The sequence below is a fragment of the Brachybacterium aquaticum genome, assembly GCF_014204755.1.
GTDB classification, from domain to species: Bacteria; Actinomycetota; Actinomycetes; order Actinomycetales; family Dermabacteraceae; genus Brachybacterium; species Brachybacterium aquaticum.
Genome location: NZ_JACHLZ010000001.1, coordinates 1,319,359 through 1,332,703, shown reverse-complemented (window position 1 = coordinate 1,332,703; position 13,345 = coordinate 1,319,359). Strand labels below are relative to the sequence as shown.

The 13,345-nt window shown below is 72.1% G+C and carries 10 protein-coding genes; 2 read left to right on the top strand and 8 right to left on the bottom strand.

Features of this window, described 5'->3' with window-relative positions; translation table 11 throughout:
• Nucleotides 1–458: 458 nt before the first annotated feature.
• A complete protein-coding gene (locus HNR70_RS05985; protein ID WP_184324847.1) occupies nucleotides 459–1,709 on the top strand; it encodes an IS256 family transposase in 1,251 nt (416 codons plus the stop codon).
• An 86-nt stretch (nucleotides 1,710–1,795) separates the two neighbouring features.
• Here the strand turns inward: HNR70_RS05985 and HNR70_RS05980 are convergent, their stop codons facing one another.
• From HNR70_RS05980 to HNR70_RS05945, 8 genes are all read right to left on the bottom strand, one after another.
• Complete coding sequence (locus HNR70_RS05980; protein ID WP_221421099.1) at nucleotides 1,796–3,469, bottom strand: ABC transporter permease; 1,674 nt, start codon at nucleotides 3,467–3,469, stop codon at nucleotides 1,796–1,798.
• Complete coding sequence (locus HNR70_RS05975; protein WP_184324846.1) at nucleotides 3,466–4,398, bottom strand: ABC transporter ATP-binding protein; 933 nt, start codon at nucleotides 4,396–4,398, stop codon at nucleotides 3,466–3,468. Before HNR70_RS05975 ends, HNR70_RS05980 begins: the two co-directional genes overlap by 4 nt.
• Entirely contained in the window at nucleotides 4,395–5,132 is a 738-nt protein-coding gene (locus tag HNR70_RS05970) for a TetR/AcrR family transcriptional regulator (protein ID WP_184324845.1), read from the bottom strand. Before HNR70_RS05970 ends, HNR70_RS05975 begins: the two co-directional genes overlap by 4 nt.
• A 194-nt stretch (nucleotides 5,133–5,326) precedes the next feature.
• Nucleotides 5,327–6,253 carry a PD-(D/E)XK nuclease family protein gene (locus HNR70_RS05965; protein ID WP_184324844.1) on the bottom strand — a complete coding sequence of 309 codons (927 nt, stop codon included), beginning with the start codon at nucleotides 6,251–6,253 and terminating at the stop codon, nucleotides 5,327–5,329.
• A gap of 200 nt (nucleotides 6,254–6,453) precedes the next feature.
• The gene (locus tag HNR70_RS05960; protein ID WP_184324843.1) at nucleotides 6,454–9,567 is read right to left on the bottom strand and encodes a bifunctional [glutamine synthetase] adenylyltransferase/[glutamine synthetase]-adenylyl-L-tyrosine phosphorylase; all 3,114 of its coding nucleotides are present in this window, start codon (nucleotides 9,565–9,567) and stop codon (nucleotides 6,454–6,456) included.
• A 10-nt stretch (nucleotides 9,568–9,577) separates the two neighbouring features.
• Nucleotides 9,578–10,915 carry a glutamine synthetase family protein gene (locus HNR70_RS05955; RefSeq protein ID WP_184324842.1) on the bottom strand — a complete coding sequence of 446 codons (1,338 nt, stop codon included), beginning with the start codon at nucleotides 10,913–10,915 and terminating at the stop codon, nucleotides 9,578–9,580.
• Between the two features lie 122 nt (nucleotides 10,916–11,037).
• On the bottom strand, nucleotides 11,038–11,694 hold the full coding sequence (locus HNR70_RS05950; protein WP_184324841.1) for a hypothetical protein: 657 nt from the start codon (nucleotides 11,692–11,694) through the stop codon (nucleotides 11,038–11,040).
• A 118-nt stretch (nucleotides 11,695–11,812) separates the two neighbouring features.
• Complete coding sequence (locus HNR70_RS05945) at nucleotides 11,813–12,328, bottom strand: hypothetical protein (protein WP_184324840.1); 516 nt, start codon at nucleotides 12,326–12,328, stop codon at nucleotides 11,813–11,815.
• A 162-nt stretch (nucleotides 12,329–12,490) separates the two neighbouring features.
• Between HNR70_RS05945 and panB the strand changes: the two genes are divergently transcribed.
• Nucleotides 12,491–13,309: a 3-methyl-2-oxobutanoate hydroxymethyltransferase gene (gene panB / locus HNR70_RS05940; protein WP_184324839.1), complete on the top strand. Its 819-nt coding sequence runs from the start codon at nucleotides 12,491–12,493 to the stop codon at nucleotides 13,307–13,309.
• The last annotated feature ends 36 nt before the right edge of the window (nucleotides 13,310–13,345 follow it).

The following is a 13,345-nucleotide window of genomic DNA, read 5'->3' as shown; positions in this document are numbered from 1 at the left end:
TCCGGAAGCGGAGACCGCCGTCGCCCGCATGCGCGACGCCTCGGTCATCGCCCACCCTCGTCAAGAAGAGCGAAGAGGTCATCCACGCCGCCGCGGCCGGCAATGAGCACAGCGCCGGCGCCGACCGCGCCCTCATCGCAGGGCTCGGCAGTACCGGCAAGTTGGCCATCCGCACCGGCGACATCTGGGTTCACGGCTCCGGTGACGGCATCCCGGATACGGCCCCTCACCCGGCCCCGAGCCCTGGCGGACGGCAACCGAACAGCCCCTCCCCCTCAAGCCGTCCCCCGATTCAGGCCTTCCGACGGCCGGGCGTCCGGTGCACAGACTGGGTGTCAAGTTGAGTCCCCGATAGTGGTGTAGCGCGGTGGCCGCAGTGATCGTCTCGGACGTGGGCGCGGCCACCGTGTGATCCTTCGAGTGAACCTCTCACAGCACTCTCGAACGGAGTCATCACGATGACCGCTCCCCACATTGTCGACCCTTCCGGCCTGCTCGGTGAAGCCCTGGCCGAAGCGTCCCCGGATCTGATGCGCAGCCTGCTCCAGAACGTGATCAACACCCTGCTCTCCGCGGACGCAGACGCTGTCGCCGGCGCGGAGTACGGCCGGCCCAGCGCTGGTCGTTCTGCGCAGCGCAACGGCTACCGCCACCGCGACCTCGACACCCGCGTCGGCACGATCGACGTCGCCGTTCCCAAGCTCCGCACCGGCACCTACTTCCCCGAGTGGCTGCTCGAGCGGCGCAAGCGCGCCGAATCCGCCCTGATCACGGTCGTCGCGGACTGCTATCTCGCCGGTGTCTCCACCCGCCGCATGGACAAGCTCGTGAAGACCCTGGGCATCAACTCGCTCTCGAAGTCGCAAGTCAGCCGGATGGCGGAGTCGTTGGACGAGCACGTCGAGCAGTTCCGCCACCGTCCCCTGGACGAGGCCGGGCCATTCACGTTCGTCTCCGCCGATGCGCTGACGATGAAGGTCCGTGAGGGCGGGCGCGTGACCAACGCCGTCGTCCTGCTGGCCACCGGCGTCAACGCAGACGGGCACCGCGAAGTCCTCGGCATGCGGGTCGCGACCAGCGAGACCGGAGCGGCCTGGAACAGCTTCTTCGCCGACCTCGTCGCCCGCGGCCTCGCCGGAGTGCGCCTGGTGACCTCCGATGCGCATGCGGGACTGGTGGAGGCGATCGCCGCGCACCTTCCCGGGGCGGCCTGGCAGCGGTGCCGCACCCACTACGCCGCGAACCTCATGGCCGTGACGCCGAAGAGCATGTGGCCGGCGGTGAAAGCGATGCTGCACAGCGTCTACGACCAGCCCGACGCAGCAGCGGTGAACGCCCAGTTCGAGCGGCTGCTGGACTACGTCAGCGAGAAGCTCCCGGCCGTGGCCGAGCACCTCGATGCCGCCCGCGCGGATCTGCTCGCGTTCACGGCCTTCCCGAAAGACGTGTGGGTCCAGATCTGGTCGAACAACCCCACCGAACGGCTGAACAAGGAGATCCGTCGCCGCACCGACTCCGTCGGCATCTTCCCCACCCGCGAAGCGATCGTCCGCCTCGTCGGCGCGGTCCTGGCCGAACAGACCGACGAGTGGGCCGAAGGACGCCGCTACCTCGGCCTCGACGTCCTCGCCCGCTGCCGCCTCAACCTCGTCCCCGACACCAGCACCGAGGAGGTCACCACAAGCTCCCTGCCCGCCCTGACCGCCTGACCAATCAGCGAAGGATCGCTACACCACTTCCAGGGACTTGACCGGTCAACCCCGTCGGCCGTCATCCCTGTGCCCGACGGGCGCCGTCACCCGGCCGCGAGGTCCCGTCGGCGGAGACCCAGGATCCCGACCACCACGAGCACCACGGCCGCCGCGCCCATCACCATGAGCGGTGCGACCCGGAGGTCCTCGCTGGGCACCAGCGAGACGTGGTCCAGCGGCGAGATCGCGCGTGCCCAGTCGGGCAGACCGAGCATGTCGGCGAGGAACACGACCAACGAGGTGTAGACGACCACCAGCCAGGCGAGGCCCGTGCTGCGCAGGCTCAGCCCGTACAGCGCGAGCGCCAGCGCGCCGACCAGCGTGATCGCGGGGAGGTAGGCGAGGGAGGCGAGGGTCAAGTCCCCGATCCAGCGGGTCTGCTCGGTCGCGGCCCACACGCCGAGGCCCACGCCGAGGCCGAGCGCCACCTGCATCACCGCGGTTCCCACGAACGCGGAGAGGAACCACCACAGGGCGTGGGCGGTGCGGGAGGTTCCGGCGATCAGCAGCGGGGCGAGGCGGCCGGCCTGCTCCTCGACCTTCATCCTCAGCACGGCGGAGACGAGCAGGGCGACAGGCCCGATCGCGAGCATCTGCAGCACGAACGCGGAGAAGGAGCCGGTGAGGTCGTCCAGGGTGATCGGTGCCCACTGCGAGAACTCGGGCACCTGGTCCATGAGGTCGCCGAGGGAGGAGGCGAGGGCCCCGAACGCGATCGCGAACAGGAACAGGCCGATGCCCCAGGCCAGCAGGGCCGAGCGCAGCAGACGCCGCGCGACACCGCCGGGGCGCAGCAGCCCGGCGGAGGCCCCGGCGCGTCCGGCCCTTGCGGCGCGGAGCCCGGCGCCCACGTCGCGGCGCCGGGAGAGGGCACCGGCGAGGGCCAGCAGGGCGAAGGTCGCGGCGAGGGAGACCAGCAGCGGCCACCAGCGCAGGTCCACGTAGATGCGGGTCTGCTGCGCCCAGGCGAAGGGCGAGAACCAGGACAGCCTCGAGCCCTCACGGTCGATGACGTCGCCGATCCCGCGGACCATGAACGCGAGCGCCATGATCCCGAGCGCCATCCCGGAGGCGGTGCCCGCGTGCTCGGCGATCTGGGCAGTCACCGCCGCGATCGCGGCGAACACCAGCCCCGTGAGCGCGGTCGCGGCGCCGAGGGCAAGGGAGTCCGCGACGGGGCCGCCGATCATGAGCGCCCCGGCCGCGGTCGCGGCGCCCACGGCGAGGTTCGCCACCAGCACCACGCCGAAGGCCGCGGCCGACGGGGCGAGGCGCCCGGTGGGCAGGGCCCGGGTCATCTCGAGCCGGCCCGCCTCCTCCTCTGTGCGGGTGTGGCGCACGGTGAGCAGGATCGACATGATCGCGACCGCGATCAGCACCCAGAGGAAGAGCTCATTGGTGACCATGGCCCAGAACGTGTACCGGGTGCCGGCGAAGTAGGGCCCGGTCATCATCACGGCCGAGGGGTTGTCCAGCAGCTGCGCCCGTGCGTCCAGCGCCGCCTGGTCGGGATAGGCCTGCTTCATGGCGAGGATCGAGGAGGGGACCGACACCAGCATCGCGAGCGTCCAGATGATCACGGCGCGGCGCGAGAGGCGCAGGTACAGGCGCAGCAGCGCACCGGTGCCGGTCAGCGGCGAGGCGCTCTCGCGATCGCGGCGGTGGGTCGGTCCGTCGCCGCGGCGGCCGACGGGCCTCGGCGGGGCGGCGGTGGTCATGACGCCTCCTCGGCAGCGGTCCCGGCGGGGGCGAGCTCGTCGCCGTAGTGGCGCAGGAACAGGTCCTCGAGCGAGGGCGGGGTGATGGTCAGTCCGCTCGCGTCCATGGCGGTCAGCAGCGGCAGCACGTCGTGGACGGCGGCGTCGTCGACGTCGAAGCGGAGGCGGCCGTGCTCGGCGACGAGGTCGTGCACGCCGGGCAGGCGGGTGAGCGGTGCGGGGTCCGCGGCGGTGGTGGCGGTGACGGTCGAGCGGGTGAGGTGGCGAAGCTCCGCCAGGGTGCCGCTCTCCACGTCCTTGCCGGCGCGGATGATGGTGACGGTGTTGCAGAGCTTCTCCACCTCGGCGAGGATGTGGCTGGAGAGCAGGACCGTGCGTCCTGCCTCGCGGAGCCTGCGCACCTCGTCGGTGAAGATCGCCTCCATCAGGGGGTCCAGGCCCGAGGTGGGCTCGTCCATGATGTACAGGTCCACGTCCCGCGACAGCGCCGCGACCAGGGAGACCTTCTGGCGGTTGCCCTTGGAGTAGGTGCGGGCGCGTTTGGTGGGGTCCAGCTCGAAGCGCTCGATGAGCTCGGCGCGGCGGGTGCGGTGCCGCTCCCCCGTCTCGCCGCGGGTGAGCACGTCGATCGCTTCGCCGCCGGTGAGGTTCGGCCACAGGTTCGTGTCCCCGGGGACGTAGGCGAGACGGTGGTGGATCGGGACCGACTCTCGCCAGGGATCCATGCCGAGCACGCTCGCGGTGCCGGAGGTGGCGCGCAGCAGGCCGAGCAGGATCCGGATCGTGGTGGACTTCCCGGCGCCGTTCGGGCCGAGGAAGCCGGTGACCTGGCCGGTGGGGACGGTGAGGCTGAAGCCGTCCAGCGCCCGGGCCTTCCCGAAGGTCTTGGTGAGGTCGCGGACGGTGACGGCCGCTTCGGTGGAGGTCATGGCGTGCTCCTGTCGGTGGGCGGGTCGGTCTCGGGCGGGGTGGTGCTGGTCGGTGATGCATCGGTCGGCGCGGTCCCGGGCGGTGCGGCCGCCGACTTGCCGGCGTGGGCGAGGTAGGCGTCCAGCAGGGTCGAGTCGGTCAGCAGCGGGGTGGTGTACAGCTCGAGCAGCGGGACCATGAGCTGCTCCGTGTAGGAGCGCAGCCACCGGGGCAGCTCCTCGAGGTCCATCTGCGCGCGCTGGGCGGGCAGCTGGAGCAGCAGGGCCCCGAGCGCGGTCTCGGTGAGCACCCGGGCCCTGGCGCGGGGGTCGCGGCTGGGGCTGAGGAGGCCGGCCTTCACACCGGCGTCGAGGTACTCCTCGGCGTCGTCCACGAAGTCGTCGACCAGGGCGGTGACGAGCGGACCGCCGGCCTGCAGGCGGCGCAGCACGTAGCCGACCTCGGGGGCGTAGGTCTCGGCGTCGGCGAGCTGGGCGAACATCGCCGTGGTCCCGCCGGTCATGAGCGAGCCCTTCTCCTGCCGAGTCACCTCGAGCGCGCGCTGGTCGCAGGCCTCGAGCAGGTTCTCGCGTGAGCCGAAGTGGTGGATGATCAGCCCCGCGCTGACCCCGGCGTCGGCGGCGACCGCCCGCAGCGGGGCGCCGAGCCCCTCTGCGGCGAAGCGGTGCAGTGCGGCCCGGAGGATCCGCTCGTCGGCGGGCAGCTGGGAGTCGACATGCTCGGACGCGGTCATCGGGCCTCCCTCGGCAACGCGTAGCCCGTCGGACCCCGACTGAACTGACGTTCAACAGCCTATACGTCTGTTCAATGCGCGGCAAGAGGGGGCGCAGAGCGGCGTCAGGGAGCCAGCACTGCAGAAAGTCTCACCCGGTGAGACCTTCTGCAGTGGTGGCGCTTCTGGCGGGCCTCAGAGGCGCCGTGATCCGGTCAGCCCAGAGAGTCGATGCCGCCGAGGCCGCCCTTGGTGCGCAACAGGGAGAGCATGAGCGCCTTCGGATCGCCGGCCGGCTCGAGCGCGCACTCGTCGGGCTCGAAGGACCATGCAGTGCGCAGCGAGCGGAACACCTCGAACTCGGCGTCCCCGGTGCGCAGCGGCACGGCCTGGTAGCCCCCCTTCTCGGGCAGGTGCACGATGAACGCGCCGGTGAGGTCCGGCATCTCGCGGGTGGAGCCGTCCTCGTCCAGCAGCAGCTCGGCCCGGCACACGGCCACGCCCTGCAGGGCGTAGTCGCCGCGGACCTTCTTGGAGGTCTTGATGTCGGCGCTCAGCACCGTGTTGCCGATCTTCACGATCGCGTCGGTGGTGCCGGCGTAGCCGACGGTGTGGTTCACGACCGTCTGCTCGACCTCGAGGAACTCGGGCTGGAAGTCGTCGAGGAACCGGCCGTAGCCGTCCAGGCGCACGTCCGCCCGGCGGATCAGATCAGCGGAGTCCTTCTCGGCGGCGAAGGCGCCCTGCGCGGTGCGCATCTCCTCGGCGATCTCGCCCACCCGCTCCCCCGTCGGCCGGGAGCCGGAGCGGCCCCAGTCCTCGCAGGCCGCATGGACGAGCGTGCCGAAGTCCGCGGCGGTGCGGGTGTACTCGGGGGCTGCGGCCGCGATGCGCTTCTGGGTGCCCCAGCGGTCGCGGGTGACGCGGGAGATCTCCGCGGCGGCGCGGTCGGGGTTGCGATCGAGCCACGCGTACATGTCCAGGGCCCGCTTCGAGGCCATGGTGGCGTACCAGTCCTGGAGGAAGTCCTTGGCGCGCATGCCCGCGACCGTGGTGATCGAGGGGTACATCAGCGGGCCCTCGGGCTCGAGGCGGTACATGCGGCCGCGCGGGGTGTCGGCGCTCAGGGAGGGGGTGGTCATGGATCCTCGGGGACTGCGGGAGGCGCCTCGGCGCTCCGGCCGACGGGCCGGTGCACACCGCGCGGCGCGGGACGTGGATGCTCCCACGGTACGCCGACGGGCCCGCCGGGGCTCGGGCCGGGCGGCCGACGCGCCGGGATCCGGCCGACGGATCACACCGGCAGCCGGTTCACGCCCGCCGACGGATCACACCGGCCCGCTCACACCTCGCCGTCGAAGATGATCCGCTCGGCGACGAGGCGGGAGCGGCGGGTGAGCTTCAGGTAGCGGTCCTCGAGCTCGGCGGCTGTGCCGTCGGGCCCGTCGATGAGGCGCGCCAGGGCGCGCAGGTCGTTGCGGTCCGTCGGCAGCACGTCGCCCTCGCGGCCCTTCCACAGGAACAGGGCGCGGCGGATCTGCCAGGCGAGGATCCAGGCCTCGCGCAGCTCCCCCGCCTCGCGGGCCTCGAGCAGGCCCTGGGCGGAGGCGGCCTCGAGCTGGTCGAGGGTGCCGGTAGTGCGCAGGCCTTCCACGTCGTGGCCGTGCTCGAGGGTGAGCAGCTGGGTGCACCACTCCACGTCGGTCATGCCGCCGCGGCCGAGCTTCACGTGCCGGGAGGGGTCGGCGTTCCGGGGCAGGCGCTCGGACTCGACCCGCGCCTTCATGCGGGTGATGGCGCGGCGGTCGGTGCGGGAGAGGCCGCCGTCGGGGTAGCGGTGGCGGTCCATCTCGGCGGTGAGCTCCTCGGCCACGGCCTCGCAGGCGACGACCACGCGGGCGCGCAGCAGGGCCTGCTTCTCCCAGGTCTCGGCGTCGCGGCGGTAGTAGTCCCGCCAGGAGGCGAGGCTGCGGGTGAGCGGACCCATCCTCCCCTCGGGGCGCAGGTCCGCGTTCACCTTCATGTCCGAGCGGGCGGAGGGGGCGTTGAGGATCTTCTGGATCTCCGCGGCGACCGCATTGGTGATCTCGATCGTCGCGTCGCCCGCTCCGCGGTCCAGGGCGATGAACTGCACGTCCGCGTCGGAGGAGTAGCCCATCTCGCGGGCGCCGAAGCTGCCCAGCGACAGGATCGTGAGCTCCACACCGAGCGCGCGGGCGGGATCGGTGCGCCGCTCGCGCAGCATGGGGGCGGTGGACTCGTCGACCTCCCCGGCGCCGTCCAGGGTGCCGGCGTCCTCCCCCACCGCGCCACGATCGCGGGCGACGACGTGGTAGGCGACCAGCAGCCCGGCCTCGAGCACGGCCTCGGCGAGGTCGGTGAGGGCGAGGGCCACCTCGCGCGGGGAGGCGACCCCGGTGAGGTGCGCCAGCGCCACGCGCAGCAGCTCGCGGTTGCGGGTGCGGCGCAGCACGTCCCGCGCCTCCTCGACCGTGTCCACCCGGGTGATGACGGCGAGGAACTCCCGGCCCAGCACCTCGCGGGACAGGGGCACGAGCTGCTCATCGCGGGCGAGCCAGCGCACTGCTTCGGGGATCTGCTCGAGCTGCTCGCCGACGTACCGGCTCGCGGCGAGCACCCGGGTGAGGCGCTTCGCGGCGAGGCCGGAGTCGCGCAGCAGCCCCAGGTACCAGTGGGCGGAACCGATCGCATCGGAGAGGCGGCGGAAGGCGAGCAGGCCCATGTCGGGGTCGATGCCGTCGGAGAACCACTCGAGCATCGCCGGCAGCAGCTGCCGCTGGATCTTGGCGCGGCGGGAGATGCCCTCGGTGAGCGCGGTGATGTGGCCGAGCGCCCGGCCCGGATCGCGGTAGCCGATCGCGGAGAGTCGCGCCTCGGCGTCCTCCTCGCTCAGGCGGATCTGCCCGTCGGAGAGCTGGGAGGCGGTCAGGAGCAGCGGACGGTAGAAGATCTCCTCGTGCAGCTGGCGGACCCGGCGGCGGGTGCGCTGATAGCGCTTGGTGAAGTCGTCCGTGGACAGGCCGAGGCTGCGGGAGAGGCGGCGCAGGTCGCTCTGGGCGGTGGGCAGCACCTGGGTGCGGCGCAGGCGGTGCAGCTGGAGGCGGTGTTCGACGCATCGCAGGAACCGGTAGGCCTCGTCCATCTCGCTCACGTGCTCGCGGGAGATGTACCCGCCCTCGCCGAGGCTCGCGAGGGACTGGAGGGTGGAGCGGCCCTGGACGCCCTCGTCGGCGCGGCCGTGCACCATCTGCAGCAGCTGGACGGTGAACTCCACGTCCCGCAGCCCTCCGGGGCCGAGCTTGATGTTGCGGTCCACCTCGGCGCGAGGGATGTGGGCGACCACGCGGCGGCGCATGGCGCGGGTGTCCTCGACGAAGCCCTCGCGGGTGGAGGCCTGCCACACCCAGGGCGCGACCATCTGCTCGTACTCGCCCCCGAGCCCCCGGTCCCCGGCGGCGGCGCGAGCCTTCAGCAGGGCCTGGAACTCCCAGGACTTCGCCCATTCGGTGTAGTAGCGGCGGTAGGAGTCCAGGGTCCGCACCAGCGGACCGTCCTTGCCCTCGGGGCGCAGGTTCGCATCGACCTGCCACAGGGACCCCTCGCCGGTGCGCTCGGAGCAGGCGCGGGCGAGCTCGCGGGCCAGCGCGCTGCCGACCGTGATCACGTCCTCCTCCTCGACGTCGTCGGAGGCGGGTGCGACCACGTGCATGACGTCGACGTCGGAGATGTAGTTGAGCTCGCGGGCGCCGGTCTTGCCGAGCGCGATCACGGACCAGCGCACCTTCTCCTGCCCGTCGATGGTGGCGCGGGCGATCGCGGCGGCGGCCTCGAGGGCCGCGTCGGCGAGGTCGCTGATCGCCTCGGACACCTGGGGCTGCAGAACGGTGGGGTCAGGGGCGCTCGCGTCGGCCGCGGCGATCTGCGCGAGGCGCAGGTGGTACTCGGTGCGCAGGGCGTCGCGGACCTCGCGGCCGGAGCCGTCGGCGACGGGGACGGCGGCCGACGGGTCGGCGCCGACGGCGCGCAGCAGGGTCTCGCGCACCTCGGCGGAGGGGGTGATGAGCTCGTCGTCGCCCTCGCGCAGCACGTCCAGCCGCTCGGGGTGGCGGGCGAGAACGTCGCCGAGGGCGACGGACTGGCCGAGCAGCCGGATGAGCCGGTGCCCGGGCGTGCCCGCGGTGCCCACGCTCCCGAGGAACTCCTCGAGGATCTTCCCCTGTTCGGCGTCGCGCGCGGACTCGGCCAGACGCAACAGGCCGAGCACGGCGTCGTCCCCGTCGGCCGTCGCGCCGAGCGCCTCCGCCGCGCCCTCGCCGAGCCCTGCGAGGGCCGGTTCGGACAGGAACCGCTGGACGCGGTCGGTGCGGTTGAAGCCCAGGCGCGCCAGGGCCCCGGTGGTGGTGGCGGGCTCGCGCCCTCCGCTGGTGGTGCTCACGGCGCTCCTCTCAGACCCGGGAGAAGGTGGATCTGAGCTCGTACAGGGTCACCTGCTCGCGGTAGCGCTCCCACTCCTGGCGCTTGTCGCGCAGGAAGAACTCGAAGACCTGCTCGCCGAGGGTGGAGGCCATCAGCTCGGAGCCCTCGAAGCCCTCCAGCGCCCGGAACAGGTCCGTGGGCAGCGGTTCGATGCCCATGGCGCGCCGCTCGCGCTCGGTGAGGTCCCACACCGCGTCCTCGGCGCCCTCAGGCAGCTCGTACTCGCCCTCGATCCCGGCCAGGCCCGCGGAGAGCAGCACGGCGAAGGCGAGGTAAGGGTTCGCCGAGGAGTCCAGGCCCCGGAACTCGACGCGGGAGCTGGTGCCCTTGGTGGGCTTGTGGAAGGGCACGCGCACCAGCGCGGAGCGGTTGTTGTGGCCCCAGCAGATGTAGCTCGGCGCCTCCTGCGCGCCCCACAGGCGCTTGTAGGAGTTGACCCACTGGTTGGTGACCGCGACGTACTCGGGGGCGTGGCGCAGCAGGCCCGCGATGAACTGCCGGCCCAGCCGCGAGAGGCCGTACTCGGCGCCGGGCTCGTGGAAGGCGTTCTTCCCGCCCTGGAAGAGGGAGAGGTGGGTGTGCATGCCGGAGCCGGGCTGGTCGATCATGGGCTTGGGCATGAAGGTGGCGACCTGGTTCATCGACAGGGCCACCTCCTTGACCACGGTGCGGAGGGTGACGATGTTGTCCGCGGTGGTCAGCGCGTCCGCATAGCGCAGGTCGATCTCGTTCTGGCCGGGGCCGTTCTCATGGTGCGAGTACTCGACCTGGATGTTCATCGCCTCCAGGTGCTGGATGGCGGCGCGGCGGAAGTCCTGGCCCTGCCCGCGATGGACGTGGTCGAAGTAGCCGGCGTGGTCGATGGGGCGCAGCGGCTGGCTGGGCTCGTAGGGCTCCTCGAAGAGGTAGAACTCGATCTCGGGGTGGGTGGAGAACTCCAGCCCCTTCTCCTCGGCGCGGGCGAGGGTGTCCTTCAGGACGCGGCGCGGGTCCGAGGCGGCGGGCTCGCCGTCCGGCGTGAGGACATCGCACATCATGCGCCCGGTCGCGTTGGTGTCCCCGCGCCAGGCGAGCAGCTCGAAGGTCGCGGGGTCCGGGCGCAGGAGCATGTCCGACTCGTAGCTGCGGGTCAGGCCCTCGATGGTGGAGCCGTCGATGCCGATCCCCTCGGCGAAGGCGTTCTCGAGGTCAGCCGGCGAGATCGCGATGGACTTCAGCGTCCCGGCGATATCGCAGAACCACAGGCGGATGAACCGCACGTCCCGGTCGGAGACGGTGCGGATGACGTCGTCGTGGAGATGTCCCATGGTCCAAGTCTGCCTCAGCCGGGACGAGACCGGGCACCGTCCGCACAGTGCGGACGGTGCCCGGTGATCAGCAGTGGCGCCGGCGGCGGGTCAGGCCAGCGGCGAGTCAGGCCAGCGGCGGGTCAGAAGGAGGAGTCAGCCTGGATGTACCACTGGCCGTCGGACGCCTTGACCATGTACATGTCCCCGGACTCGCCCATGAAGGTGACCTCGGCGCGGCCGTCGCCGTTGTCCACGGTGTCGATCATCGAACGGTCCAGGAGGGCCGCCGTCTCGGGATCGATCTCGTCCTCGACCTCGCCGAAGCTGTCGATGCAGGCCTGCAGGCCGTCACCGGTGGCAGGCTCGCCCGTCTCGTAGTCCAGCACGACGGAGCAGGCCTTCTCGGGGTCGACCTGCGCGATGCCTTCGAGGAAGACGTAGAAGCGATCGCCGGCGAGGGTGAGGTCCTCCTCGGAGAGGGGCTCGCCCGCGGCGGTGTCGTCGGTCGCCTCGTCCGTCGCGTCGTCGGTCGCCTCGTCCGTCGCGTCGTCGGTCGCCTCATCCGTCGCGTCGTCGGTCGCACCGTCCTCGGTGCCGGCGTCCTCGGTGCCGGCATCGTCCGTGCTCTCGGCGGTGCTCTCGTCCGTGGCGTCGGCGCTCTCCTCGACGGCCGTCGGCTCGTCGCCGCCCCCGGTGAGCCCGTCCAGCCCGCCGCAGGCAGAGGCACCGGCGACGAGGGCCAACGCCCCCAGCCCGGTCGCCAGGCCGCGGGCGGTCCGTCGCGTGAATGCGTTCATGATGTCGTCCTCCTCGGTTCCCGGGCCCACCCCGGATGCGCACAGGGTGCCATGGGAACCGCCTCCGCGTCGCTGGGGAGAAGTCCCCATGGGGGACGGCGGTACAGAACGGAACGGCTCAGAACGGGATGGAGAGGTACCACTGCCCGTCGTCACCGCGGACCATGGGGATGTCCATCGGCTCGCCGGCGACGGAGAGCGCGAGGGTGTCGTCGCCCGCCTCCTGGGCGATGACCATCGAGGAGTCCACGTCGTCGAAGGTGCCGGGCTGGAGCACATCCCCGTACTCCCCCATCACGGCCTCGCCCCGCTCGGCGCACAGCTGCAGCCGCTCGCCCTCCGGGGCGGTGCCGGTCTCAGGGTCCAGCACGTGGGTGCAGGCGGCATCCCAGTCGCCGTCGTCCATCGCCTGGAGGAACTCGATGAACCGGTCCGCCGCGGCGGTGAGGTCCTCGTCGGTGACGTCGCCGCCACCGTCGCTGGGCTGCGGTGCCGCCTCGGAGGTGGTGGCGGTCTGCGTGGGCGCCGCGGTCGGCTGCTCGTCGTCCCCGCCGGTGCAGGCGGCGGCACCGAGCACGAGGGCGAGTGCCCCGACGCCGGTGGCGGCGCGGGTGACGGTGGTGCGCAGGTCCATGCAGTTCCCCTCCCCTGGGGGCACGACGGGCGTCGGCCGGGTCCAGGGTGTCACACGGGAGGCCGTGCCTGCACACGCACCCGCGCAGCCGGCGCGGGAAGCATCGGGACGGGGCGGTCTAGGCTTGAGGGCCGGTACCCCGTCCCCTCCCAGGAGCGTCCCGTGAGCACTTCCTCCCCGTCCGTTCCCTCGAAGATCCGTCTTCGCCATCTGCAGCTGGCGAAGGAGCAGGGACGTCCCTTCTCGATGCTCACCGCGTACGACCAGTTCTCCGCGAAGGTCTTCGAGGAGGCCGGGATCGAGACGCTGCTGGTGGGCGACTCCGTCGGCTCGACGGTGCTCGGGCACGAGAGCACCACCGCCACCACCCACCAGGACATGCTCACCTTCACCGCCGCGGTCGCGCGCAGCGTCACCCGGCCGCTGATCGTCGCGGACCTCGCCTTCGGCACCTACCAGACCGGGCCCCGCGATGCGGTCCTGCACGGCATCGACCTGATCCGTGCGGGGGCCGAGGCCGTGAAGCTCGAGGGCGGGACCGAGATGGTTCCCCAGATCCGGGCGCTCGTGCAGGCCGGGATCCCCGTGATCGGGCATCTGGGCTTCACCCCGCAGTCGGTGAACTCCCTGTCCGGTCACCGGGTGCAGGGCCGGGACGAGGAGACCGCGCAGAGGCTGCGCGAGGACGCGCTGGCGATCCAGGAGGCGGGGGTGAGCGCGATCGTGCTCGAGCTCGTGCCTGCCGCGGTCGCCCGCGAGATCACCGCGGCGCTCACCGTACCGACGATCGGGATCGGCGCCGGCCCGGACTGCGACGGTCAGGTGCTGGTGTGGCAGGACATGGCGGGGCTGTCCGGCTTCCACGGGAAGTTCGTCAAGGCCTTCGCGGACCTGCGCGGGGAGCTGGAGCGCGCGGCGGCGCAGTACCGCACCGAGGTGGCCGAGCGCGCCTACCCGGGGCCGGAGCACTCCTTCGAGTGACGACCCCGGACCGGCAGGAGCAGGGTCCGGCAGCGG